Here is a 25,097-nt window from a genome sequence, read left to right as displayed (position 1 = left end):
GCCGGGCCGGTGGCGCCCGGCCGGGTCAGCGGGTGGACACCACGGCGTCGTACCGGTCCAGCAGCACGGCGGCGATCCGTGCGTCGGGCAGCAGCGGTGCGGTGACGACATCGGCCCCGGAACCGGCCAGCTTGTCGTGGAAGTGGCCGGGCGCGAGCAGGTAGGAGGCCACCACGACGCTGCTGGCGCCTCCGACGCGCGCCGCCGCGACGGCGTCGGGCACCGTCGGACGGGCAGCCGAGCCGTACCCCGTCGTGACCGGCCCGGTCCACCCCTCCTGCACCAGGGCGGCGGTGCGCTCGACGTCGGCGACCGACCTGGAATCGCTGGACCCGGCGGCGGCCAGGACGACGGCGGTCCGGGGGTCGGTGGGGTCGGCGCCGGCCTGCACGAGCCGGTCGAGCAGGACGGCGGCCAGCCGCGGGTCGGGGCCCAGCGGGCGGGCGGCCACGGTCCCGGGGGCGGAGGCGACGGCCGAGGCGATGTCCACGTGCACGTGGTAGCCGCCCGACAGCAGCAGCGGGACGACGACCGCCGGCCGGTCCTGGGCCGACAGGCCGGCCACGACGTCGACGACGGTGGGGGGCTGCACGTCGACGAAGGCGGCGGTGGTGACGAGGCCCGGGCGCTGGGCGCGCGCGGCGAGGGCCAGCTCGGCGATCAGCCGGCGGCCGGTGGGGTTGCGGGTGCCGTGCGCGCAGGCGACCAGGACCGGGTCGTTCACAGGCTGCGCATCCGGCCGCCGTCGACGGCGACCATCGTGCCGGTGACGTAGGAGGCGGCGGGGGAGAGCAGGAAGGCGGCGACCCGGCCGAACTCCTCGGGGGTGCCCGGCCGGCCCAGCGGGATGCCGGCGGCCCGCTCCGCCTGCGTCTCGGCCGACCGGGGGGTGCCCGTGCCCTCCGGCGTCTCGTCGGTGTCGATCGTCCCCGGGACCAGGCCGACGACGCGGATGCCCCGGGGCCCCAGCTCGTCCGCCAGCGCCTTGGCCGTCATGGCCAGGCCCGGGCGGAGGCCGTTGGAGATGCCCAGGCGCCGCTTGGGCTCCCGCACGGACGTGGAGAGCACCAGCCCGATCGCCGCCCCCGGCCCGAGGACGGGGACGAGTGCCCGGACGACCCGGATCGTGCCCAGCAGCAGCGACTCGACGGCGTCGCGCCAGTGCTCCTCGGCCACCTCGAGCACGCTGCCCTGCACGGGACGGCCGACGGAGAGGAACGCGCCGTCCAGGCGGCCCAGCCGCTCGACCCCGGCGGCGACCAGGGCCTCGGCGGCGCCGGCGTCGGCCAGGTCGGCGGCCACCCCGTGCGCCGACGGCGCCCCGCCGAGCCGGTCGACGGCCCGTGCGACGCCGTCGGCGGAGCGGGAGCTGACCAGCACGCGGGCCTCGTTATCGACGAGGGCCCGGGCGGTCGCGAACCCCAGCCCCCGGCTCGCGCCGGTGAGCAGGAATCCGCGACCACCCAGGCCCAGGTCCATCAGCGGGTCCTCGGGTGCCCGGCGGTCAGGCCGCGCTGCCGCGCAGCGACCGGAGGACGTACTGCATGATCCCGCCGTTGCGGTAGTAGTTCGCCTCACCGGGGGTGTCGATGCGGACGCGGGCGTCGAACTCGACGTCCCCCGCCTTCACCTTGACCGTCCGGGGCACCGAGCCGTCGTTCAGCGCGGTGATCCCGGTGATGGTGAACTCCTCGTCGCCGGTCAGGCCGAGGGACTCGCGGTCCTGGCCCTCGGGGAACTGCAGCGGCAGGACGCCCATGCCGATGAGGTTGGAGCGGTGGATCCGCTCGTAGCTCTCGGCGATGACCGCCTTGACGCCCAGCAGCGCGGTGCCCTTGGCGGCCCAGTCGCGGGAGGATCCGGAGCCGTACTCCTTGCCGGCCAGCACGACCAGCGGGATGCCGGCGTCGATGTAGGCGCGCGAGGCGTCGTAGATCGTCGTCGTCTCGCCGGTCAGGTGGTTCTTGGTGACGCCACCCTCGGTGCCGGGCACCAGCTGGTTGCGCAGCCGGATGTTGGCGAACGTGCCGCGGATCATGACCTCGTGGTTCCCGCGGCGCGAGCCGTAGGAGTTGAAGTCGCGACGGTCCACCCCGTGCTCGCGGAGATACTTGCCCGCGGGGCTGTCGGCCTTGATCGAGCCGGCCGGCGAGATGTGGTCGGTGGTCACCGAGTCGCCGAGCACCGCGAGGGTGCGGGCGCCGGTGATGTCCTCGACCGGGGCCGGCTCGGCCGGCATGCCCTCGAAGTACGGAGGACGCCGCACGTAGGTGCTGTCCTCGGCCCACTCGAAGGTGTCGCCGGTCGGCGTGGGCAGGTTCTGCCACTGCTCGGTGCCGGCGAAGACGTCCTCGTAGCTGCGGCCGAACTGCTCCGCGGAGACGGCGTGGTCGATGACCCGCTGGACCTCCTGCGGGGAGGGCCAGATGTCGCGCAGGAAGACGTCGTCGCCGTTCTGGTCCTGACCCAGCGGGTCGTTGTTCAGGTCGACGTCCATGGACCCGGCCAGCGCGTAGGCGATGACCAGCGGCGGGGAGGCCAGGTAGTTCATCTTGACGTCGGGGTTGATCCGGCCCTCGAAGTTCCGGTTGCCCGACAGCACCGAGACGACGGCGAGGTCGGCCTCGTTCACCGCGGCCGACACCGGCTCCGGCAGCGGGCCGGAGTTGCCGATGCAGGTCGTGCAGCCGTAGCCGACCAGGTAGAAGCCCAGCTTCTCCAGGTACGGGGTGAGCTCGGCCTTCTCGTAGTAGTCCATGACGACCTTGGACCCGGGGGCCAGCGTCGTCTTGACCCACGGCTTGCTGGTCAGCCCGCGCTCGACGGCGTTCTTGGCCAGCATGGCCGCGCCGATCATCACCTGCGGGTTGGAGGTGTTGGTGCAGGAGGTGATCGCGGCGATCACGACGTGGCCGTGGTCGACCTCGGTCTCCGTGCCGTCCTCCATGACGACCTTCGTGGGCTTGCGCGGCCGCTCGGCCACGGCGTGCCCGTCGACGTGGTGCGGCTTGCCGGCCTCGCCGTTGCCGTGCGTCTCCGCGATCGGGTCGGACGCCGGGAACGTCTCGGCGACGGCCTCGTCGACCGAGGAGGTCACCCCGTAGGGCTGCTCCTGCGACGGGACGCCGGGCTTGCGGTCCTCGCCACCGGTCTCGTCGTGGGCCACGTAGTCGGCCAGCGCTTCGCGGAAGGCGGGCTTGGCGTCGGTGATCGCGACCCGGTCCTGCGGGCGCTTCGGGCCGGCGATCGACGGGACGACGGAACCGAGGTCGAGCTCGAGGTACTCGGAGAACGCCGGCTCGCGGGAGGCGTCGTGCCAGAGGCCCTGCTCCTTGGCGTAGGCCTCGACCAGCTTCACCTGCTGCTCGTCGCGGCCGGTCAGCTGCAGGTAGGTGATGGTCTCCTCGTCGATGGGGAACATCGCCGCGGTGGAGCCGAACTCCGGGCTCATGTTGCCGATCGTGGCGCGGTTGGCCAGCGGCACGGCGGAGACGCCCTCGCCGTAGAACTCGACGAACTTCCCGACCACGCCGTGCTCGCGCAGCATCTCGGTGATCGTGAGGACGAGGTCGGTCGCGGTGGCGCCGTCCGGCAGCTGGCCGAAGAGCTTGAAGCCCACGACGCGGGGGATGAGCATCGAGACCGGCTGGCCGAGCATCGCGGCCTCGGCCTCGATGCCGCCGACGCCCCAGCCCAGCACGCCCAGGCCGTTGACCATCGTGGTGTGGCTGTCGGTGCCGACGCAGGTGTCGGGGTAGGCGACGACGCGGTCACCCTCCTGCCGCGGGAAGATCACGCGGGCCAGGTGCTCGATGTTGACCTGGTGGACGATGCCGGTGCCCGGGGGGACGACCTTGAAGTCGCTGAACGCGCCCTGGCCCCAGCGGAGGAACTGGTAGCGCTCGCCGTTGCGCTCGTACTCGATCTCGACGTTGCGCTGGAACGAGTCCTCGGTGCCGAAGATGTCGGCGATGACCGAGTGGTCGATGACCAGCTCGGCGGGGGCGAGCGGGTTGATCTTCTGCGGGTCGCCGCCGAGCTCCGCCATGGCCTCGCGCATGGTGGCGAGGTCGACGATGCAGGGCACGCCGGTGAAGTCCTGCATGACCACGCGGGCCGGGGTGAACTGGATCTCCTGGTCGGGCTCGGCCGACGGGTCCCAGTTCGCGATCGCCCGGATGTGGTCGGCGGTGATGTCCGCGCCGTCCTCGGTGCGCAGGAGGTTCTCCAGGAGGACCTTCAGGCTGAAGGGCAGCTTCTCGGAGCCCTCCACCGCGTCGAGCCGGTAGATGTCGTAGTCGGTGCCGTCGACGGAGAGCGTCGACCGTGCTCCGAAGGTGTCCTTGCTGGCTGCCACTCTTCTGCGCCTACCCCTCGTGGTTCATCACGCTTCGTTGACCACCCCCGATCATCCCAGCTCCCGGGCGGATGCACCGACTCAGGCGACCCTTCCCTCACCCCGTGACCTGGGTCACCGCCCTGAGGAGTGCCCCTGCGGCTCCCGCCGGCCGGTCTTCCCTCCCGTCCGGGCCGCCGCAGGCGTCACATCCGCGCACGTCACGGCGGCGTGCCGCGCACGCCCGGGCACACCCGGGGAAGCCGGGCGGCTACGGTGCCGCGCCATGACCGTGGTCGACTCACCGGCTCCCGCCCCCGTGGCGGTCCGTCCCGTCCCCGGGGGTGGCGCACTCCCGGGGACGGCGGTGCGGGTCGACCGCGCCCGGCTCGTCACCGCCGTCCTGTGGGCCGGCCTGCTGGTGGCTTTCGCGGTCACCTGCGCGGCGCGCGGACTGCCGACCGACCGGGTGGTGCTGCTCGGCTGGGTGCTGGCCGGCCTCGCCGTCTCGGCGGCCACCCAGGGGTGGCGCCGGGTGGTGCGGCTGCTGACCGACTGGCTGCCGCTGGTCGCCGTCCTCCTGGCCTACGACGCCACCCGCGGGCTGGCCGACGGGCTGGGCATGCCGGTCCACGTGCGGGAGCTCGCCGACGCCGACCGGTGGCTCGGCGGGGGAGTGCTGCCGACCGTCTGGCTGCAGGAGACCGTGCAGGCCGACTGGTGGAAGGCGCTGGCGACGCTCGTCTACAGCAGCCACTTCGTGCTCACCCCCGTGGTGCTCGCCGTGCTGTGGCTGCGCGACCGGCGCCGGTGGGCCCGCTGCGCCCAGCTCGTCGTCGCGCTCTCGCTCGCCGGGCTGGTCACCTACGTGCTGTACCCGGCGGCGCCGCCGTGGCTGGCGGCCAAGGAGGGGGTCATCGAGCCGGTGGCGCGGATGAGCAGCGCCGGCTGGGCGGTGCTCGGGCTGCCGCGCGCCGGGGTCATCCTCGACGCCGGCCAGGGGCAGGTGAACCTGGTCGCGGCCATGCCGTCGCTGCACACCGGCTTCGCGGTGCTCATGACGATCGTCCTGCTGCCGATGGCGCGCCGCTCCTGGCAGAAGGTGGCCCTCGTCGCGTACGCGGGGCTGATGCCGCTGGTCCTGGTCTGGTCGGGCGAGCACTACGTCGTCGACACCGTGCTGGGCGCGGCCTACGCCTGCGCCGTGGTCCTCCTGGTCCCGCGGGCCGGGCGGCTGGTCCGCAGCGGCACCGCCCGGGCGGTGCGGGCGGCCGGCCGGCCCCTGCCGTGGCGGGCGTGACCCGCGCCGTCCCCGGCCCCCTGCCGGACCGGCTGACCGCGGCCCGGCGGCGCTCCCGATAAGCGCGTGCGGAACCGCCTCGCCGGCGCCTAGCGTGCGCGACATGCCCTCCCGACTGCGGGCGCTGACCTTCGACGCACACGAGCCGGCTCGCCTGGCGGAGTTCTGGGCCGCCCTCCTGGGCCGGGCGGTCCTCGACGACCCCCGCGGTGTGCTGCTGCCCGGGTCCGACACCCAGGTGGGGCTGCGGTTCACCGCGAGCCCGACCGGGAAGGCCGGCCCGAACCGGGTGCACCTGCATCTGACCAGCACCAGCCCCGCCGCACAGGACGACACGGTCGCGGCAGCGCTCGAACTCGGCGCCGGCCACCTCGACGTCGGCCAGCTCCCGGAGGAGGAGCACGTCGTGCTGGCCGATCCGGAGGGCAACGAGTTCTGCGTCATCGAGGCCGGCAACCGGTTCCTGGCCGGCTGCGGCTTCCTCGGCGAGCTGGCCTGCGACGGCACCCGGCAGGTCGGGCTGTTCTGGGCCGAGACGCTGGGCTGGCCCGTGGTGTGGGACGAGAACGAGGAGACGGCGATCCGGTCCCCGCACGGGGGCACCACGATCGCGTGGGGTGGCCCGCCCGTGGCACCGAAGCGCGGGCGGAACAGGCAGCGCTTCCACCTCACCTGTGCCGACGGCCAGCTGTCGGCCGAGGTCGAGCGACTGGTCGGGCTCGGGGCCACCCGCCTCGGCGGCGCAGGGGACGGCGTCGTCGAGCTCGCCGACCCCGACGGCAACGAGTTCTCCCTCGCGCCGGGTTGAGCCGGCAGCGGGGCGTGCCGCTCCGTGCCCAGGTCCCGCTGCGCCGGGTCACCCGCTCCGGCGGGAAGCGACACCACGCGCCCCGCTGGCCTGCCTCCGACCGCGGCCGGCCCGATCACGCCCTCGGTCCTCCTACCGTGGACGCGTGACCGGCGCCGTGCCCACGCCCCTGCCCGACTGGCTGACCGCCGCCCGGCGGATCACCGTGCTCACCGGCGCGGGAGTCTCCACCGACAGCGGCATCCCCGACTACCGCGGGCCCGACGGCGTGTGGACCAGGGACCCGGACGCCGAGAAGCTCGTGACGCTGTGCTACTACCTGGCCGATCCGGAGATCCGGCGCCGGTCGTGGCTGATGCGTCGGGACCTGCAGGCGGCCGACCCGCGGCCGAACGCGGGGCACGCCGCGCTGGTCGACCTGGAGCGGCAGGGCCGGCTGCGGGCGCTCGTCACGCAGAACATCGACGGCCTGCACCAGGCCGCCGGGTCCGGCCCCGACCGCGTGCTGGAGATCCACGGCACGGTCCACGAGGTCCTCTGCACCTCCTGCGGGGACCGGACGCCGATGCGGGCGGCGCTGGACCGCGTCGAGGCGGGAGAGCCCGACCCGGCGTGCCTGGTCTGCGGCGGCGTCCTCAAGTCGGCGACGATCTACTTCGGCCAGCTGCTGGAGGAGCGCGTCGTCGAGGCGGCGGTCGCCGCGGCGGCCGACTGCGACGTGTTCCTCGCCGTCGGCACGTCGCTGACGGTGCACCCCGCCGCCGGGCTGGTCGAAGTCGCCGTGCGCAACGGCGCCCGCGTGGTCGTGGTCAACGCTGAGCCGACGCCCTACGACGACGTCGCCGATCTGGTCGTGCACGAGCCCATCGGGACCGCGCTGCCCCGGCTGGTCGCGGCCGGCTGACGGCGTCCTGGCTCACCGCGCAGGGTCCTGGCTCAGCACCGGACGTGAGCCAGGACCCGGAATGATCAGGTCACCTGATCATCCGGCGGGGGCTCCGGCGACGACGTGGCCGACGCGGAAGACCTCCGCCGGGTCGAGCCGCCGCTTCAGCGCGAGCAGGCGGTCCCGGTCGCCGTCGTCCCACAGCGCGCCGACGTCGCCCGGGTCGGCGGAGCCGAGGAAGTTGAGCAGCGCGCCGCGCCCGGCCCACGGCGCCAGCCGGTCGAGGACGGCGGCCACCGCGCCGGGGACGGCGTCGGCGACGGGCGGCACCATCGGCCCGAGCGCCCACGCGGTGTAGGCGGCCCCGCGGCCGGCGACGGCGTTCGGCACCGTGGCCGGGCGGGACAGGGCGCCGCCCAGGTGCCGCAGCTCGACGACCACCAGCGGCAGCTCGACCTCCGGGCCGGCCACCTCCAGCAGCGCGTCCACCGCCTCGGCGGGCAGTTCGCGCAGCGTGATCCCGCGGTCGAACGCGGCCGCGGGGGTGGTCGGGTCCATGTGGATCGCATCGACCGCGGTGTAGGGCAGCTCGGCGACGGTGTCGATCAGCGCCGGGGCGGCGGCCCGCATCGGGGCGAGCAGGGCGGCGCCCTCGTCGACCGGCCCCAGGTGGGCGACCCGCAGGTGCACCACGGTCTGCCCGCGCAGCGGCTCGGGCACCGCGGGATCGGGCGGCATGCGGAGCACGGCGATCGAGCTGGTGGTCTCCTCCGGCACGGTCGCCGTCCACCGCCGCCAGGCGTGCAGCACGTCGGCGGCGGCGGAGCCGGGGAAGAAGATGCCGCCGCCGTACAGCGACGTGACGGGCACCAGGTCGAACTCCAGCTCGGTGACGATGCCGAAGCTGCCCTTGCCGCCGCGCAGCCCCCAGAAGAGCTCGGGATCGGTGTCGGCGTCCACGGTGCGGATGCTGCCGTCGGCCGTCACCAGGCTCGCCCGCCGGACCAGGTCGGCGGCGAACCCGTACTTCCGAGACAGCTCGCCGAGGCCCCCGCCGAGGGTGTACCCGACGACGCCGACCGCGGAGGAGGAGCCCGAGAGCGGCGCCAGCCCGTGCGGTGCCGCGGCGTCGACGACCTGCCGCCACCGGACACCGGCGCCCACCCGGGCGCACCGGCCCGCGGGGTCGATCTCCACGGTGTCCAGACGAGACGTGTTGACCAGCAGGGCGTCGTCCAGGGACGACGTCATGCCGTGGCCCGTGGCCCGCACGGCGACCGGGAGCCCGGCGCGGGCGGCCCAGCGCACCGCGGCGGCGACGTCGGCGGTGCCGGTGGCCCCGACGACGACGGCGGGCCGGGGGGTGAGTGCGAGGTTGAACGGGGCGACCTCCTCGGGAAAGCCGGGGTCGCCGGGGCGGAGCACCGGTCCGGACACGGCGGTGCCGAGCTGGTCGAGGGACCGGGCGGTGGGCAGGTCGGACGTCATGGCCATCAATGTGGCGGGTCGCCGGCCGGCGGAACACCCCCGTGTGCGTGGTGGAATCCGACCCCCAGCTCTCTGGGGTACCGACGACGGGCCGGCGTCGGCACACTGGCCGCGTGCGCAGCAGCCTGCCGGCCGACCGGGTGCGCGCCCAGGTCGCCGGCCTGGCCGCCAGCGGCCTCGACGTCCCGACCTTCACCCGCTCCGCCCTGCACGCGTTGGGGCGCGCGGTGCCGTTCTCGGCCGCCTGCATCTCGACGGCCGATCCGGCCACCGGCCTGGTGACCGGGACCGTCAAGGCCGGGTTCGACGAGCACCACGACGACGAGTGGGCGTACTTCGAGTACGAGGTGCCCGAACCCTCGACCTTCCTCGAGGTCGCCCGCCGCCCGAGCCGGGTGATGGCGCTCCGGGACGAGACCGACGGGCGGCTCGAGCTCTCGCCGCGCTTCACCGGGTTCATCCGCCGCTACTGGGACTTCGGGGACGAGCTGCGTGGCGTGCTGACCACCGAGGGCGCCACGTGGGGGTTCATCGCGCTGTTCCGCGAGGGGGCGCGGGCCGGCTTCACCGCGCCGGAGCAGGCGTTCGTGGGCGGCCTCGGCGGTGCCCTGGCCGGTGGCCTGCGCAGCGGGCTGCTCGCCGCGGCCGTCACGCCGGCCGGGCCGCAGGTCGACGGCCCGGCCGTCCTGGTCGTGGACGCCCGGGGGGAGATCGCCTCGGCCACCCCCGGGGCCGCGACCCGGGTCGGCGAGCTCGGTGGGGGCCCGCTCGGCTCGGCCCCGCTGCCCCTGGCCCTGCTCGCGCTGGTCGGTGCGGCCCGCGGCGCCCGGGTCGGCGGGAGCACCCCGCTGGTGCCCCGAGTGCGGCTGCGGACGCGCGCCGGGCACTGGGTCGTCGCGCACGCCTCCCGGCTGATGTCGCGCGAGGGCACGGCCTCCGACGTCGTCGTCACGATCGAGGAGGCGCGGCCGCCGGAGATCGTGCCCATCGTGGTGGCGGCCTTCGGGCTGACCCCCCGAGAGCAGGACGTCGTCCAGCTGGTGCTGCGGGGGATGGACACCGGCGCCATCGCCGCGACGCTGCACCTGTCCGCCTACACGGTGCAGGACCACCTCAAGGCGATCTTCGCGAAGGTCGGGGTCCGCAGCCGGCGGGAGCTGACCGCGAAGGTCTACTACGACCAGTACGCGCCCCGGCTGGCGGCCGGGCAGGCGGTCGGCCCCAGCGGCTGGTTCCGGCCTCCGGCCTGACCCGAGGCGCACGGGCTCGTCGCCGTCCCCGGCGGCCGATAGCGTGACGGGGACCACGTCTTCGGCCGGCCCGGTGCCGGCCCAGCACCTCCGGGAGCCGGCATGCGCGTGCCCCTCACCAGTCGCGACTTCCTCGACCGCGCCGAGCTCGTCTACGGCGACCGCGTCGGCATCGTCGACGAGCCGGCGCAGCCCGCGCCCTCGCTCGGCGACGTCACCTACCGCGAGGTCGCCCGGCGGGGCCGCGCCCTGCAGGCCGGGCTCGACGAGCTCGGCATCGCCGAGGGGGAGCGGGTGGCGATCGTCAGCCACAACTCCGCCCGGCTGCTCGAGCTGCTGCTCGCGGTGCCGTCGTCGGGCCGGGTGGCGGTGCCGATCAACTTCCGCCTGCAGCCGGAGGAGGTGGAGTACATCGTCGGGCACTCCGGCGCGCGGGTGCTGCTCGTCGACCCCGAGCTGGAGACCTCGCTCAAGGGTGTGCGCGCCGAGCACCGGTTCGGCACGGGGGAGGAGTACGAGCAGCTGCTCCGGAACGACCGCGAGCCGCGGCCGTGGTCGGACCCCGACGAGGACGCGACCGCGACGATCAACTACACGAGCGGAACGACGGCGCGGCCCAAGGGGGTGCAGATGACCCACCGCAACATCTGGGTCAACGCCGTCACCTTCGGCATGCACATGCAGATCAGCGACCGCGACGTCTACATGCACACGCTGCCGATGTTCCACTGCAACGGCTGGGGGCTGCCGTACTCCATGGCCGGCGTCGGGGCCCGGCAGGTGGTGATCCGCAAGATCGACGGCGCGGAGATCCTGCGCCGGGTGGACCAGCACGGGGTGACGGTGATGGCCGGGGCGCCGGCGGTCTGGAACGCGGTGCTGGAGGCGGCCGCCGACTGGGACGGGGAGATCCCCGGCCGCGACCGGGTGCGGATCATCGTCGCCGGTGCGCCGCCGCCGTCGCGGACCATTGCGCGCGTCGAGGCCGAGCTCGGGTGGGAGTTCAACCAGATCTACGGCCTCACCGAGACCGCGCCGCTGCTCACGATCAACCGCCCGCGCGCCGAGTACGACGACCTCGACGCCGAGGAGCGCGCCCGGCGGCTGTCCCGCGCCGGCGCGCCGTCGATCGGCACCCGGATGTCGGTGAGCGACACCGGCGAGGTGCTGGCGCGCAGCAACACCGTGCTGGCCGGCTACTGGGAGAACCCCGACGCCTCGGCCGAGGCGCTGGAGGACGGCTGGTTCCACACCGGCGACGGCGGCAGCATCGACGAGGAGGGCTACGTCAGCATCTCCGACCGCAAGAAGGACGTGATCATCACCGGCGGGGAGAACGTCTCCTCGATCGAGGTGGAGGACGTCGTCTTCAGCCATCCCGCGGTGGCCGAGGTCGCGGTCATCGGCATCCCCGACGAGAAGTGGGGGGAGATGGTCACCGCCATCGTGGTGCTCGCGGAGGGCGAGCAGGCGAGCGAGACCGACATCATCGCCCACTGCAAGGCGCGGCTGGCCGGGTACAAGGCGCCCAAGCGCGTCGAGTTCCGCGACCAGCTGGCCCGCACGGCGACCGGGAAGATCCAGAAGTTCAAGCTGCGGCAGGACTTCTGGGCCGGCTCCGAGCGCCAGGTCAACTAGCGCACCCGGCGGCCCGGGGTCGTGGCCTCACCCTCCGGGGTGAGGCCGCGGTCAAGCCGGGCCGCGCACCCGCCGTTGCTGGCTCCGATGGGCGCCGCTGCGGCGTCCCGAGCGGAGACTGCGCGTGCCCCCTGACGGGAGCGCGCCGGGAGGTCGGTACGTGGGCATCGCATCGCGGAACGCACGGGGCCGGGGCAGCCACGGGACCCCCCGGTGGGTGCTGCGCGGGGCCGGGACGGGGATCGCGGCCCTGGTGCTGCTGGGCCTCGCACCGGGGGTGGCCGCGGCCGCGCCGAGCGACGCCGAGGTGGCCGCCGCGCAGGAAGCGCGCGACGCCGCCGCCGCCGAGGTCGGGCGGCTGGCCGCCGAGCTGGCCGCCGCCGCCGACGAGGCGGCGCGGGCCGGCCAGGCCGCGCAGATCGCGCTGCAGGACTACGAGGAGACGCGGGTGGCCCTCGAGGCCGCCCAGGCGGCCGCGGCCGCGGCGCAGGCGGCCGTCGTCGCGGCGCAGGCGGAGCTGGCCGCCGGGCGGGCCGAGGTCGTGGGCTTCGCCCGGCGCAGCTACATGGAGGGCAGCACCGCGCCGGCCATCACGGCGCTCATGAGCTCCGGCGGGCCGGCCGAGCTGATCGAGCGGGCCAGCCTGCTGGAGGCCGCGGGCACGCACCGGGTCGACGTCGTCGGCCGGCTGGCCGTGCTGGAGCAGCAGGCGACCGCCGCCGATGCCCAGGCCACCGGCGCCGCCGATGAGGCCGGCCGGCTCCAGGAGCAGGCCGCCGTGCAGCTGCAGGTGGCTCAGGGGCAGGAGATCGCCGCGCGCCAGCAGACGGCGGCCGTGGCCGAGCAGCAGGAGCGGGTCGAGCAGACGCTCGCCGCCGCCGAGGCCGAGTTCGGCGAGCTGGCGGCGGCCCGGGCCGTCGCCGAGGCGGCGCCGAGCCCGGCACCCATCGCGCCGCCGGCGCCCTCCGGTGGTTCCGGCTCGACGACGCCGGGCGGCCCTTCCGCATCGGGGGGCGGCTCCACCAGCACCACCCCGAACGGGGGCTCCGGGGGTGGCAGTACGCCCGCCCCCGTGCCCACGACGGTCGGGGCGCCGTCGGAGTCGGCGGTGCAGACCGCCATCGACGCGGCGATGGGCCAGCGCGGCCTGCCCTACAGCTGGGGCGGCGGTGGGAGCAACGGCCCCGGCTACGGCATCCCGCCGGACACCGCCATCTGGGGCTTCGACTGCTCCGGCCTCACCGAGTACGCGTACGCGCGGGCCGGCATCCGGATCGGTGGCACGAGCCGGGAGCAGTACGACCGCTTCCGCCACCGCACCGTCGCGCGCGCCGACCTGCGCGCCGGCGACCTGGTGTTCTGGGGGTCGGGCACCTCGCACGAGTCGATCTACCACGTGGCGCTGTACCTCGGGGACGGCACGGTCGTCCAGGCTCCCGAGAGCGGCGACGTGGTGAAGGTGTCGGCCATGTGGTTCGGCTCGGACTACTTCGGGGCGGTCCGGCCCACCGGCTGAGGCGGCGCCCGGTCCGCGAGCTCGAGCGCGACCGGGGCCGGACGTTGAGGCGTCGGGCAGCCACGGGGGGAGCTGCCCGACGCACTCGTCAGGCTAGCAGTCGCCGACGCCGTCGGGCAGGGGTGCGCGGGCGCCTGTGGACGACGGTTCCGGTGCGCCGATGCGGCGCCTTCCCGGGGCGGGAGCAACCGGTGCATCCGTGTAGGACACTGGGCGAGGGGCCGGGACGACACCGCCCCGTCGAGACTCGCCCGTACCGGGCGGTCGCGGCTCGGCACGACCAGGGAGTCACGTGTCCAGCGCTGCCAGCACCCCGATCGAGAGCGCGTCCGGCCGGCCCCAGGCGCCGGTGCCGCCCGCGGTCGACGCCGCCCGCCTGGAACGGGTCCTGTTCGAGATCAAGCGGGTCATCGTCGGGCAGGACCGGCTGGTGGAGCGGATGCTCGTCGCGCTGCTCGCCCGGGGGCACGTGCTCCTCGAGGGCGTGCCCGGGGTGGCCAAGACGCTGGCCGTCGAGACGCTGGCGACCGTCGTCGGCGGCACGTTCTCCCGCCTGCAGTTCACCCCCGACCTGGTGCCCGCGGACATCATCGGCACCCGCATCTACAAGGCCGGGCAGGACGCCTTCGACACCGAGCTCGGCCCGGTCTTCGCCAACTTCGTCCTGACCGACGAGATCAACCGCGCGCCGGCGAAGGTGCAGTCGGCGCTGCTGGAGGTCATGGCCGAGCGGCAGGTCTCGATCGGCGGGGTCACCCACCCGCTGCCGAACCCGTTCCTGGTGCTGGCCACCCAGAACCCGATCGAGTCCGAGGGCGTCTACCCGCTGCCCGAGGCCCAGCGCGACCGCTTCCTCATGAAGGTGCTCGTCGACTACCCGAGCGCCGAGGAGGAGCGGGAGATCATCTACCGGATGGGCTCCGAGCCCCCGGTGGCCGAGACGGTCCTGGGGCCCGACGAGCTGCGCCGGCTGCAGAAGACCGCCTCGCAGGTGTTCGTGCACCACGCGCTGGTCGACTACGTGGTCCGCCTGGTGCTGGCCACGCGGGCACCGCGTGACCACGGCATGGAGGACGTCGCGAGCTGGGTGTCCTACGGCGCCAGCCCGCGTGCGTCGCTGGGGCTCATCGCGGCCAGCCGGGCCCTGGCCCTGGTGCGCGGCCGGGACTACGTGCTGCCCCAGGACGTCCTCGACGTGACCGCCGACGTGCTCCGGCACCGGCTGGTGCTCTCCTACGACGCGCTGGCCGACGGCGTGCCGGCCGACCACATCGTGAAGCGCATCGTCCAGACCGTGCCGCTGCCGCAGGTGGCGCCGCGACAGGGCGCGAACGGCAGCGGGCCCGGCGGTGCGGGCGGGCCGTCGGTGCCGGCCGGCCCGTTCTACGGTCCGCCGCAGGGCATGCCGCCGGGCGCCGTGCCCCCGCCGCAGGGCGCCTGGGGGAACGGCGGCCCGCAGGGGCACAGCGGCTACGGCAGCACCGCCGCCGGCGGGCCGGGCAGCAGCAACGGGCACGCGCCCGGGCCGCAGCAGGCGTGATCGGCCGACGTCGCCGGGAGGAGGAGCCGCCCCCGGTCGCAGCCGAGCACCCCGGGCTGCTGCTGCACCCGGCGACGCCGGGGTCGGCGACCGACCGCGACGGGGACGACGGCGCGCCGCCGCGCTTCACCGACGGCCCGGCCGACGTCCTGCTGCGGCGGCTGGAGCTCACCGTCCGCCGCCGGCTGGACGGGCTGCTCCAGGGCGACCACCTGGGCCTGGTCCCCGGTTCGGGCAGCGAGGCCGGTGACTCGCGGACCTACCACCCCGGCGACGACGTCCGGCGGATGGACTGGCCGGTCACCGCGCGCACCCAGGTGCCGCACGTCCGGGAGACGATCGCCGACCGCGAGCTGGAGACGTGGGCGGTCGTCGACCTGTCCGCGAGCCTCGACTTCGGCACCGCGAACTGCCAGAAGCGCGACCTGGCCATCGCCGGGCTGGCGGCGGTCGGGCACCTGACCGTGCACGGCGGCAACCGGCTCGGCGCCGTCGTCACCACGGGGGAGCGGGTGGACCGCTACCCGGCGCTGCCCGGCCGGATCGCCGCCGAGCGGCTGCTCCGGTCGGTGGTGGCGACGCCGCGGGCGGAGAGCGGCCGCCGCGGTGACCTGGCCGACGCGCTGGAGACGCTGCGCCGGCCGGAGCGCCGGAGGGGGCTGGTCGTGGTGGTCTCCGACTTCCTCGGCGACAGCGACTGGGAACGCCCGCTGCGGGCGCTCGGCACCCGGCACGAGCTGCTGGCCATCGAGGTCGTCGACCCCCGCGAGCTGGAGCTGCCCGACGTCGGGCTGCTGACCGTGGTGGACCCCGAGAGCGGGGAGCTGCTCGAGGTGCCCACCGGCGACGCGGCGGTGCGCGCCCGCTACGCCGTGGCCGCCGCCGCCCAGCGCGCCGACGTCGCCGCCGCCCTGCGCCGCGCCGGCGCCGGCCACCTGCAACTGCGGACCGACCGTGACTGGCTCATGGACGTCGTCCGCTTCGTCGCCGATCGCCGGCGTGCCGGCAGTGGAGGGGCCTCCCGATGACGTTCCAGTCCCCGTGGTGGCTGCTGGCCCTGCTCGTGGTCGCCGCGCTCGTCGCGGTGTACGTGGTGCTGCAGCTGCGCCGCAAGGCCTACGCCGCCCGCTTCACCAACGTGGCGCTGCTCGGCACCCTGGTGCCGAAGCGGCCCGGGTGGAAGCGGCATCTCGCCTTCGGCATCGTGGCCCTCGGCCTGGCCACGCTGGTCGTGTCGCTGGCGGTGCCCAGCACCGAGGTGCGCGTGCCGCGCGAGAAGGCGACCGTCGTGATGGCGGTGGACGTCTCGCTGTCGATGGAGGCCCGGGACGTGGAGCCCTCCCGGTTCCAGGCCATGCAGCGGGCCGCCGTCGACTTCGTCGACGTGCTGCCCGAGCGGATCAACCTGGGGCTGGTGACCTTCGCCGGCACCGCCACCACCGTGGTGCCGCCGACCACCGACCGGGCGCAGGTGGCGACCGCCATAGAAAACCTCGACCTGGCCGAGGCCACCGCCATCGGGGAGGCCGTCTTCACCTCGCTGTCGGCGATCGAGAACTTCCAGTCGCGGCTGGAGAGCAGCGGCGAGGAGGCGCCCCCGGCGCGGATCGTGCTGCTCTCCGACGGCTTCAACACCGTGGGCCGCGACGAGACGCAGGCGATCGAGGCGGCCCGCGCCGCCGGCGTCCCGGTGTCCACGATCGCCTTCGGCACCGACTACGGAACCCTCGACATCGACGGCGAGCAGGTGCCGGTGCCGGTCGACCGGGCGAGCCTCGAGGAGCTGGCGCAGCAGACCGGGGGCAGCTACAGCGAGGCGGCCAGCCTCGAGGAGCTGGAGCAGGTGTACGAGGACCTCGGCAGCCAGATCGGCTACACGACCGAGCCGCAGGACATCAGCCCGTGGTTCGTGCGGGCGGGCGTGGTCGTGGTGCTGCTCGGCGCCGTCCTCAGCCTGCTCTGGACCAGCCGCCTGCTGTGACCCCGTCGCCCTCCGGGCGACACCGCGGCCACGTGCCGTCCCCCCGTCGTGCGGAGCCGCAGCGTCGCGCCTGCGCGGACCCCTCCGGGGCCCACTCGGCGCGACAACCAGCCCTACGTCAGCGGGCCGGGTCGAGGACGAGCTTGCCGGTGGTGCGGCGGGCCAGCAGGTCCTCGTGCGCCCGGCGGACCTCCGACAGCGGGTAGCGGCCCCCGATGACCGGGTGCAGCTGTCCGTCGGCGACCTGCTGCAGCAGGTCGGTCATCGCGGCGTCGAGCATCTGCGGGCGGGCCATGCAGTGGGCCAGCCAGAAGCCGATGACCGCCCGGCTGCGCTGCATGAGCGCGCCCGGGGGCACGGCCTTCGTCTCGGTGCGGGCGGCCATGCCGTAGGCGACCAGCCGCCCGAACGGGGCCAGCGCCGACAGCGACCCGGCGAAGACGTTCCCGCCGGTCATCTCCAGCACGATGTCGACCGGCTTCCCGCCGTTGGCCTCGCGCAGCGCGCCGGTGAAGGCCTTCGGGTCGCCGTCGGCGAGCGCCGGGTCGACCGTCGCGTGCGCGCCGAGGCTCTCGGCAAGCTCCCGCTTCTCCGGGCTGGAGGCGGTGGCGATGACCCGGCCGGCGCCCCAGCGGCGGGCCAGCTGGACGGCGAGCGATCCGACGCCTCCTGCCCCGGCGATGACCACCACCGACTCGCCCTCGGCGAGGTGCGCGCTGGTGCGCAGCAGGTGCCAGGCGGTGGTGCCCTGCAGCACCAGCGACAGGGCCTGCTCGTCGCTGACCCCGTCGGGCACCGGCCAGGTGAGGACGTCGTTGGCGGCGACCTTCTCGGCGTAACCGCCGCCGTCCAGCAGGCCGACGACCCGCTGCCCGCCTCCGACCGGGGTGCCGACGAACTCCGCGCCGGGCACCAGCGGGAGCTGCTGCGCCGCCAGGTAGGAGTTCTCGATCTGGTGGGTGTCGGCGTAGTTCACGCCGGCGGTGGAGACGTCGTAGACCTTCTGGCCGGGGCCGGCCTCCGGCTCGGGGACGTCGACGATGTCCAGGACCTCGGGGCCGCCGAAGCGGGTGATCTGCACGGCACGCATGTCGCGACCCTAGGTCCTCGAAGCCGACGAACCTTCCTCGCGCCGGGCTCGAGCGTGGGGCCAGCCGCGGGGAGCCAGGGGCAACGTCACGCAGGGGCGCCGAGCGGCGGGTGGTCGAGCACGCGTGGCTTGTACTCGAGCAGCTGGATGCCGCCGTCGAAGGTTCGGTGCTCGATCATCTCGCGGGCGCGGTCCGGGTGGCCGTCGTAGATGCGCTCCTCGCCCGTGGCCCCGGTGATCACCGGGAACATCCCGACCCGGAAGCGGTCGACGAGTCCGGCCTCGAGCAGAGACCGGCACAGGCTGAGACTGCCGATCGTGCTGAGGAGCCCGGAGCTGTTCTCCTTCATGGCGCGGACCGCTTCGACGGCGTCCTCGCGGACGAGCGTGCAGTTGGCCCGCGCCAGTGGCTCCTCGAGCGAGGAGGAGAACACCACCTTGGATGCCTGCATGAGCTCGTGGACGGACGCCTCTTCCTCTGGCCTGAAGACAGCTTGACCATCCGGGACTTCCCCCGTAGCGAAGCCCGACATCAGCCGGTAGGTGTTCGCTCCCATCAGGTAGATGGCCTCGGGCTGCTCGGCGAGCCGAGCCAGGTAGTCCTGGGTCATCGAGGGCCCAGGACCCGGGCCAGCCCTCTCCCGCTGCGTAGCCGTCGAGGGAGGTGATGAAGTCGACGAGAAGCTCCGCCATGGTGGCGTCCCTTTGTGGGGGTGTCACGGGCTTGGACCGGGCCGCAGCGACGAACTCATCGGCCGCGCTGCGGGGTGTCGAGCTCCCCGTGACGCTGCAGCCGATCGTCCCTGCAAGCCCGCGCGCTGCGCCGAGCTCAGCGATGCCTACCGTCCCCGGCGACGCAGCGGCGACGGAAATCGACCGGCCGGTGGAGGTGGCCGGTGCTATCTTCCTGCCGGCCGCGCGAGTGAATGAGGAGGTGGTACCCGTGAACGCACTGATGGCATGGGTGCTCCCCTCCGGGGTTGCGGTCGGGCGATAAGTCGCCCGGGAGCGCCGTTCGAGCACTCCCGGAAGGCACGACCATGAGGTTCACCTCTCAAAGACGCCTCGACGCCCACGTCCTCGAGCGCGAGTTCACCCTCGGCGACATCCCCGGCATCCTGTGGACGTCTGGCTCCGGGTCCGCACCGGCTCCGCTCATCCTGCTCGGCCACCCCGGCGGACTGCCGCGCATGTACCCCCGGCTGCTGGCCCGGGCCCGGCACCTGGTGGCGGACGGCTTCGCCGCGGCGACCATCGAGCTCCCCGGAGGCGGCGACCGACCCCGGTTCGCCGCCGTCGAGGAGGCCGCGCCGACCTGCACCGGGTGTTGGCGGCCGGCGAGCCGGTCGACGAGGGGATCGTCGACCGGCTCGTACTCCCACTGGTCGCGGAGGCGGTGCCGGAATGGCGGGCAGCCCTGGACGCCCTCCTCGCGTTGCCCGAGATCGGCGGCCCGGTCGGGTATGCGGGTGGGGTGATCGCCATCGGCGTCCGGATGGCCGCGCTGGAGCTCCGCAACGCGGCGGCCGTCCTCTTCGCGGGGAGCTTCGTGCCCCGCGCCCTGTTCGACGAGACCCGGCAGGTCACGATCCCGCTGCACGTCCTGCTCCAATGGGATGACGCAGGGAACGACCGGCAAATGGCGCTGGAGCTGTTCGACGCCTTCGGCTCCCAGGAGAAGACGCTGCACGCCAACATGGGCGGGCACACCGGCGTGCCGCAGTTCGAGGGGGACGCCGCAAACCGGTTCTTCACCCGGCACCTGACGTGAGCGCGAGGCGCCAGCCCGGCAGCGACCGGCCTGGGCTGTGGCGCAGTAGATCCATGACCGCCTCTGGCCGCGCCGGTACCGACGATCGCGGTGCCGGCCGGTCAGGGCAGCCCTCGGCCGATCCTCATTGCCCGTGCTGGGCCGTGGTCGAGGTGCTCGTCACGACACGAGGTGGTGCGTGTCGGCGTCGTTCACGCCGCGGTGGAGACGTCGTAGAGCTGGTGGCCGGGGCCGGCCTCCGGCTTGGGGACGTCGACGACGTCCAGGACCTCTGGGCCGCCGAAGCGGGTGAATCAGCACAGCACGCATGCGGCGAGGCTAAGCCGTCGCCGGCCGCATTACTCCGCAACGTGAGTGAAGTCCGCGCAGCCATCCACCGCTGGAGGCGGACAGTCACCCGTGGAGTTCACCTACCGCGGCCTGAGCCTCAGACCGCAGGAACGAGGTGTCCACGCAAGCGAGTCAACTCCACTGCCCTCGTCGGCGACGGCGACCAGCGCCTGCAGGCCGCCCAGGAACTCGGCGTCGGCATCGTCGCCCCTCGGTGGGGGCTCGCTGATCGGCACGGTGAGCTCGCTCGGCGAGGGCGACGTCCGGCACAACGCGCTGCGCCTCGCCGGCGGGGCGCTGGAGCGCGACCACGACAGGTACGCGCCCGCCCGGGCGCTGACCGGGGAGCTGGGCCTCGCGCCGGGGCGGCTGGCGCTCGTCTGGCTGCTGGCCCAGGATCCGCACGGTGAATGGCAGGTGGACCGATTCGGTGCTCGAGCTGGAGCCGTGCGCCATCGCCGCGGCGGTGATCCGCGGGGCTCCGTCGTGCTGGGGCATGGGGGACCGGTGCCGGAAGACCAGCAGGCGCAGCGCCACGAAACGAGATGCGCCGATCGCCCCGGTAACCGCGCCGATGAGGAGGAGTTGTTGCAGTGCGGTGGTGTCGCCGACGAGTCGGTTTGCGGCGGCGAGGGAGGCGCTCGTCGCGACGAGGGCGATGACGGAGAGGCCGCCACCTCGGACCTGGGCGGCGAGCCGGGTGATCTGACGACCGGCCCGGAAGGTCACGAGGCGATGCAGTTCGTTGGCGAGCGCTGCCGAGGCGATGCTGGCGACGAGGTTGGCCAGCTGTGCGTCGGTGCCGGCCAGGGTCAGGAACAGCGCGGCATAGAGCGCGCTGGAAACCGCGCCGACGAAGACGAACCGGCTGAACTGCCATCCCGCACCGGGGCTCCACCGGGCAGCGGCTGCGAGGGCGCTACCGTGCTGGACGAGTGAGCTGAGTGTGGGCACGTCACGACGCTATGGAGACGATCGCGCGAGCACGTCCTCCCGGTGATGTCACTTCGTGTCCCCTCGAGTACTGCAGCCGGAGTATTCGAGCGTCGTTGGAGCGACGTGACGGGGATCCTGGGGGCGGCGCGGCGGAGGCGGCCCCGCCGGGCGGGTCAGGTCGGGTCGGCCCGCACCAAGCCGCTCTGGTAGGCAAGGACGACGAGCTGGGCGCGGTCGCGTGAGCCGAGCTTGGTCATGGCCCGGTTGACGTGGGTCTTGGCCGTCAGGGGCGAGAGGTACAGCGTGGCGGCGATCTCGTCGTTGCTCAGGCCCCCGGCCACCAGGGCGACGACCTCCCGTTCACGGTTGGTGAGGGCGGTGAGGGCCGCGGGTGCGGCGACGGGCCCGCGGGCCGGCTGCAAGTAGCGGCTGATCAGGGTGCGGGTCGCCTTGGGGGAGAGGAGTGCGTCGCCGGCGGCGACGGTGCGGATGGCGTCCAGCAGCACCTGGGGCTCCACCCCTTTGCCGAGGAAGCCGCTGGCGCCGGCCCGGACCGCCTCGACGACGTGTTCGTCGAGTTCGAACGTCGTCAGGATCAGGACCCGCACGCCGGCGAGGTCGTCGTCGGCGCAGATTTGTCGGGTGGCTTCGATGCCGTCGGTCCCGGGCATTCGGATGTCCATGACGACGACGTCGGCGCGGGTGGTCCGCGCGAGGGCGACCGCCTCGGCCCCGTCGGAGGCTTCCCCCACCACCGCGAGGTCGGGAGCGGAGTCGATCAGGGCGCGGAACCCGCTGCGGATGAGCCCCTGGTCGTCGGCCAGCAGCACGCGGACGGTCACGGCCGCGCCGCCGCACGCAGCGGGAGCTCGGCGGTGACGAGGAAGGTGCCGGCCGGCGTCGGCGCGGCGGTGAGGCTCCCGCCCACCGCAGCTGCCCGCTCGCGCATGCCGAGCAGGCCATGGCCGGTGCCGGAGAGGGCGCTGCCGGAGGGGGCGGGGCCGTCTGGTGTCTCATGGGCTGAGCCGGCCGGCGTCAGAATGCGCACGGTGTTGCGCACCTGCAGCACCAGCGTCGTCGTCCGGTACTCGACGCTGAGGTGCGCGGTCCCGGTGCCGTACTTGAGGGCGTTGGTGAGTCCCTCCTCGAGGACTCGGTAGGCCACCAGGTCGACGGTCGGCGCGAGGTCCTGCGGCGCTCCAGACAGTGACCAGTCCACCTCCAGACCTGCGGCGGCGAAGGACTCGATGAGGGCGTCGAGCCGGGCGAGCCCGGGCGCTGGTGCGCCGCTCACAGTGGGCTCGCCGGGCCCGCGGAGGACCGACAGGATGTCGCCGAGCTCCTCCAGGACGGCGGCAGCCGAGCGGCGCACCGTGCCCAGGGCCTCGGTCGCGGCCTCGGGTTGGCTGGTCATGAGGTGCTGGGCCACGCCCGCCTGGACGGTGACCACGGCGATGTGGTGGGCGACGACGTCGTGCAGGTCGCGGGCGATGCGCATGCGCTCCTCGGCGACCCGGCGGCGGGCCTCCTCCTCCCGGGTGCGCTCGGCGCGCGCCGCGCGTTCCTCGACCGCGGCGAGGTAGGCCCGCCGGTTGCGCAGGCCGTTGCCGACGGCGGCCACCGCAGCGCTCCAGGAGACCACCTGCAGCGCGTCCTGCCACGGCCCGTCGCCCGGTGCTGCGAGCGCACCGAGCGCACCGGCTGCGGCCAGGACCGCGGCGCTGGAGGCCCACGCGAGCAACGTGGTCCGCCGGTCGCTGCGCAGGGCGACGGCGTACAGCGCGACGAGGGGAGCCAGCGTCGCAACCGACTCGATGCCGTACAACAGCACCACTATGGACGCGCCGGCGACGGTCAGCGCGAGCGCCCGCACCGGCCACCGGTGCCGGAGGGTCACGGCGGCGAGGGTGAGCCCGATCAGCGCGAGCTCGGCCGCCGTAGGCGCCGGGTTGCCCGACACCGACGGCACGAAGAAGTAGTCCACGACCACGACCACGACGGAGACGACGGCATCGAGGAGCAGCGGGTGCGCATGGATCCGCGCGCGCACGCCCGCAGTGGTCATCGCCCCAGCGTAGGGAGGGGCACGGCGTCCCGGCGTCCTCCATGCGTGGTACGAGGTCACTGCTGCGCCGGCAGTAGGCCGGCCCGCTTCTACGGGGACGACGCCGCACCGGGTGCTCCGATCGCGGTACGCCCAGGTGTCCGCGCCGGGACGACGACGCGGCGCCCCAGGTCGCGAAGTCTTGTGCTCACCAGCCGGACCCGCCGGTTGCCCCCCAGGAGGACACGATGATCGAGCTGCACGGACTCACGAAGAGGTACGGCGAGAAGACCGTCGTCGACGACCTCACCTTCACCATCCAGCCCGGCGTCGTGACCGGCTTCCTCGGCCCGAACGGAGCCGGCAAATCCACGACCATGCGCATGCTCGTCGGTCTGGAGGAGCCCGACGGCGGAAGCTCCGCGGTCAACGGCCGCACCTACGGCGAGCACGCGGCACCGGCACATGAGATCGGCGTGCTCCTCGACGCCGGCGCCCGGCACCCCGGGCGATCGGCTCGCGATCACCTGCTGGCGTTGGCGGCCACGCACCGCATCTCGGCGAAGCGGGTCGACGAGGTCATCGAGCTGGTCGGCCTCGCCGAGGTCGCCCGCAGCCGCTCCGGCGGTTTCTCACTCGGGATGGGTCAGCGTCTCGGCATCGCCAGTGCCCTGCTCGGTGACCCCGAGACGGTGATGCTCGACGAGCCGGTCAACGGGCTGGACCCCGAGGGCATCCGGTGGATCCGGGAACTGCTGCGCGGTCTGGCCGCCGAGGGCCGGACGGTCTTCGTCTCCTCGCACCTGATGAGCGAGATGGCACTGACCGCCGAGCACCTGATCGTCGTGGGCCGCGGCCGGCTGATCGCCGACATCTCCGTGGCCGACCTGGTCGCGCAGTCGATCACCAGCGTCCGGGTCCGCAGCCCCCGGACCGCCGAGCTGCGCGCCGTCCTCGCCGGGGACGACGTGACGGTGACCACCGGCACCGACGGCGCCCTGGACGTCACCGGCCTGAGCCTCGAGCAGATCGGGGACCGGGCGGCCGCCGCGGCGCTGACCGTGCACGAGCTGACCCTGCAGAGGGCTTCCCTCGAGGAGGCCTACATGGAACTGACCGCCCACGCCGTGGAGTACCACGGCACCCTCACCACCGCTGGCTCCAGCCCCATCCCCACCACCTCCGCCACCCCCACTCCCGAAAGGACGGCGGCGTGATGACCACCACCCTCATCCCCCCGGACTTAACCACTGCGATCACCCCCGACCACCCCGCCGAGCAGGCAGCCGCCCGGGAGCAGCGACGCTCCGGCGATCAGCCGGCCAGGTTCGCGGGCGTGGTGCGCTCAGAATGGGTGAAGCTCCGCTCGGTGCGCAGCAGCAAGACCACGCTGTTCTCCGCCGCGGGAGTCCTGCTCTTCGTGGGCCTCGCTGCGGCGGCGTTCACCGGTGGCCTGCTCGCTCAACCGGCCGATGCCGGCGACGGCCCGGGCGCCGGGGATCCCACGTCCATCGTGATGTCCGGCCTGATGCTAGCTCCGCTGATCATCGCGGTGCTGGGCGTCATGGCCATCACGGCGGAGTACGCCACCGGGACGATCCGCACGACGATGATGATGGTCCCCGCGCGGTTGCCGGTGCTCTGGGCCAAGGTGGTGGTGCTCAGCGCCGTCGCCGTCCCGGTCATGGTGGTCACCTCGATGGTCACCTTCGTGGCCGGGCAGGCACTCCTCGACGCCGGCGGTACCGCCACCACGTCGCTGGGCGACCCCGGTGTCCTGCGCGCGGTCCTGGGCAGCGGCCTCTACCTCGCCGGTATCGCCGTGATCGGCCTCGCCTTCGGCGCCCTGCTGCGGGGCACCGCAACGGCGATCTCGGCACTGTTCGCCGTGCTGTTCCTCGTGCCCGGGCTCGGCGCGTTGCTGCTGCCGTCCAGCATCCAGGACAGCGTCCTGCCCTACCTGCCCTCCAACGCCGCGAGCTCCTTCACCAGCGTGACGCCCGGGCCGGAGCTGCTCAGCACCACCACCGGCGCCGTCGTGTTCGCCGCCTGGGTGGTGATCCCGGTCCTCGCCGCCGCCGTCGCCCTGAAGCGGCGCCCGATCTGACCCCGCCCGCCACTGCCCGACCGCCCCGCCCGCGTTCCTGCGGGGGGCGGTCGGTGCACGTAGCTCCCTCCGCGAG

At 74.1% G+C, this 25,097-nt stretch carries 21 protein-coding genes; 12 read left to right on the top strand and 9 right to left on the bottom strand.

What is annotated here, in order from left to right; translation table 11 throughout:
- Positions 1 to 25: 25 nt before the first annotated feature.
- Genes BD833_RS01305 through BD833_RS01295 form a run of 3 tightly spaced genes read right to left on the bottom strand, consistent with a single transcriptional unit; the run spans position 26 to position 4,357 of the window.
- Positions 26 to 724, bottom strand: coding sequence for a sirohydrochlorin chelatase (locus BD833_RS01305; protein WP_166531308.1), 699 nt, complete (start codon positions 722 to 724; stop codon positions 26 to 28).
- Entirely contained in the window at positions 721 to 1,479 is a 759-nt protein-coding gene (locus BD833_RS01300; protein ID WP_166531307.1) for an SDR family oxidoreductase, read from the bottom strand. The genes BD833_RS01305 and BD833_RS01300 overlap by 4 nt, the downstream gene beginning before the upstream one ends.
- Before the next feature lie 25 nt (positions 1,480 to 1,504).
- Complete coding sequence (locus BD833_RS01295) at positions 1,505 to 4,357, bottom strand: aconitate hydratase (RefSeq protein ID WP_166531306.1); 2,853 nt, start codon at positions 4,355 to 4,357, stop codon at positions 1,505 to 1,507.
- 265 nt (positions 4,358 to 4,622) lie between these two features.
- On the opposite strand from BD833_RS01295, the gene BD833_RS01290 reads away from it, so the two are divergent.
- The 3 genes from BD833_RS01290 to BD833_RS01280 all read left to right on the top strand — a co-directional run bounded on the left by BD833_RS01290 (position 4,623) and on the right by BD833_RS01280 (position 7,348).
- On the top strand, positions 4,623 to 5,636 hold the full coding sequence (locus BD833_RS01290; protein WP_166531305.1) for a phosphatase PAP2 family protein: 1,014 nt from the start codon (positions 4,623 to 4,625) through the stop codon (positions 5,634 to 5,636).
- A 103-nt stretch (positions 5,637 to 5,739) separates the two neighbouring features.
- Positions 5,740 to 6,444 carry a VOC family protein gene (locus BD833_RS01285; RefSeq protein WP_166531304.1) on the top strand — a complete coding sequence of 235 codons (705 nt, stop codon included), beginning with the start codon at positions 5,740 to 5,742 and terminating at the stop codon, positions 6,442 to 6,444.
- A 145-nt stretch (positions 6,445 to 6,589) separates the two neighbouring features.
- On the top strand, positions 6,590 to 7,348 hold the full coding sequence (locus BD833_RS01280) for an SIR2 family NAD-dependent protein deacylase (protein ID WP_166531303.1): 759 nt from the start codon (positions 6,590 to 6,592) through the stop codon (positions 7,346 to 7,348).
- A 78-nt stretch (positions 7,349 to 7,426) separates the two neighbouring features.
- Here BD833_RS01280 and BD833_RS01275 read toward each other — a convergent pair whose 3' ends face one another.
- A complete protein-coding gene (locus BD833_RS01275; RefSeq protein WP_208092273.1) occupies positions 7,427 to 8,818 on the bottom strand; it encodes an FAD-binding oxidoreductase in 1,392 nt (463 codons plus the stop codon).
- A 113-nt stretch (positions 8,819 to 8,931) separates the two neighbouring features.
- On the opposite strand from BD833_RS01275, the gene BD833_RS01270 reads away from it, so the two are divergent.
- From BD833_RS01270 to BD833_RS01245, 6 genes are all read left to right on the top strand, one after another.
- Positions 8,932 to 10,068 (top strand): response regulator transcription factor, encoded by a 1,137-nt coding sequence (locus tag BD833_RS01270; RefSeq protein ID WP_208092272.1) that lies wholly within the window; start codon positions 8,932 to 8,934, stop codon positions 10,066 to 10,068.
- A 102-nt stretch (positions 10,069 to 10,170) separates the two neighbouring features.
- Positions 10,171 to 11,706: a long-chain-fatty-acid--CoA ligase gene (locus tag BD833_RS01265; protein WP_166531300.1), complete on the top strand. Its 1,536-nt coding sequence runs from the start codon at positions 10,171 to 10,173 to the stop codon at positions 11,704 to 11,706.
- Positions 11,707 to 11,866: 160 nt separating this feature from the next.
- Positions 11,867 to 13,222: a C40 family peptidase gene (locus BD833_RS01260; RefSeq protein ID WP_243737376.1), complete on the top strand. Its 1,356-nt coding sequence runs from the start codon at positions 11,867 to 11,869 to the stop codon at positions 13,220 to 13,222.
- 292 nt (positions 13,223 to 13,514) lie between these two features.
- Positions 13,515 to 14,762: an AAA family ATPase gene (locus BD833_RS01255; protein ID WP_166531299.1), complete on the top strand. Its 1,248-nt coding sequence runs from the start codon at positions 13,515 to 13,517 to the stop codon at positions 14,760 to 14,762.
- A complete protein-coding gene (locus tag BD833_RS01250) occupies positions 14,759 to 15,790 on the top strand; it encodes a DUF58 domain-containing protein (protein WP_243737375.1) in 1,032 nt (343 codons plus the stop codon). The genes BD833_RS01255 and BD833_RS01250 overlap by 4 nt, the downstream gene beginning before the upstream one ends.
- Entirely contained in the window at positions 15,787 to 16,743 is a 957-nt protein-coding gene (locus BD833_RS01245; protein WP_166531298.1) for a VWA domain-containing protein, read from the top strand. The genes BD833_RS01250 and BD833_RS01245 overlap by 4 nt, the downstream gene beginning before the upstream one ends.
- A 118-nt stretch (positions 16,744 to 16,861) precedes the next feature.
- Here BD833_RS01245 and BD833_RS01240 read toward each other — a convergent pair whose 3' ends face one another.
- The gene (locus BD833_RS01240; protein WP_166531297.1) at positions 16,862 to 17,833 is read right to left on the bottom strand and encodes a quinone oxidoreductase family protein; all 972 of its coding nucleotides are present in this window, start codon (positions 17,831 to 17,833) and stop codon (positions 16,862 to 16,864) included.
- Between the two features lie 86 nt (positions 17,834 to 17,919).
- The gene (locus tag BD833_RS01235) at positions 17,920 to 18,444 is read right to left on the bottom strand and encodes a dihydrofolate reductase family protein (RefSeq protein ID WP_243737374.1); all 525 of its coding nucleotides are present in this window, start codon (positions 18,442 to 18,444) and stop codon (positions 17,920 to 17,922) included.
- Between the two features lie 713 nt (positions 18,445 to 19,157).
- Between BD833_RS01235 and BD833_RS22850 the strand changes: the two genes are divergently transcribed.
- Positions 19,158 to 19,604, top strand: coding sequence for a hypothetical protein (locus tag BD833_RS22850; protein ID WP_243737373.1), 447 nt, complete (start codon positions 19,158 to 19,160; stop codon positions 19,602 to 19,604).
- Positions 19,605 to 20,066: 462 nt separating this feature from the next.
- Here BD833_RS22850 and BD833_RS23420 read toward each other — a convergent pair whose 3' ends face one another.
- From BD833_RS23420 to BD833_RS01215, 3 genes are all read right to left on the bottom strand, one after another.
- On the bottom strand, positions 20,067 to 20,888 hold the full coding sequence (locus BD833_RS23420) for a GtrA family protein (RefSeq protein WP_166531296.1): 822 nt from the start codon (positions 20,886 to 20,888) through the stop codon (positions 20,067 to 20,069).
- Positions 20,889 to 21,043: 155 nt separating this feature from the next.
- The gene (locus tag BD833_RS01220) at positions 21,044 to 21,712 is read right to left on the bottom strand and encodes a response regulator transcription factor (RefSeq protein ID WP_166531295.1); all 669 of its coding nucleotides are present in this window, start codon (positions 21,710 to 21,712) and stop codon (positions 21,044 to 21,046) included.
- Positions 21,709 to 22,935 (bottom strand): sensor histidine kinase, encoded by a 1,227-nt coding sequence (locus tag BD833_RS01215; protein ID WP_166531294.1) that lies wholly within the window; start codon positions 22,933 to 22,935, stop codon positions 21,709 to 21,711. Before BD833_RS01215 ends, BD833_RS01220 begins: the two co-directional genes overlap by 4 nt.
- A gap of 227 nt (positions 22,936 to 23,162) precedes the next feature.
- On the opposite strand from BD833_RS01215, the gene BD833_RS01210 reads away from it, so the two are divergent.
- Both BD833_RS01210 and BD833_RS01205 read left to right on the top strand, forming a co-directional pair.
- Positions 23,163 to 24,131 (top strand): ATP-binding cassette domain-containing protein, encoded by a 969-nt coding sequence (locus tag BD833_RS01210; RefSeq protein WP_166531293.1) that lies wholly within the window; start codon positions 23,163 to 23,165, stop codon positions 24,129 to 24,131.
- Positions 24,131 to 25,021: an ABC transporter permease gene (locus BD833_RS01205; protein ID WP_166531292.1), complete on the top strand. Its 891-nt coding sequence runs from the start codon at positions 24,131 to 24,133 to the stop codon at positions 25,019 to 25,021. Before BD833_RS01210 ends, BD833_RS01205 begins: the two co-directional genes overlap by 1 nt.
- Positions 25,022 to 25,097 lie beyond the last annotated feature (76 nt).

Source organism: Blastococcus xanthinilyticus (assembly GCF_008124835.1).
Lineage (GTDB): Bacteria > Actinomycetota > Actinomycetes > Mycobacteriales > Geodermatophilaceae > Blastococcus > Blastococcus xanthinilyticus.
The sequence above is the reverse complement of the archived record's forward strand: the minus strand, read 5'-3'. Positions and strand labels throughout refer to the sequence as shown.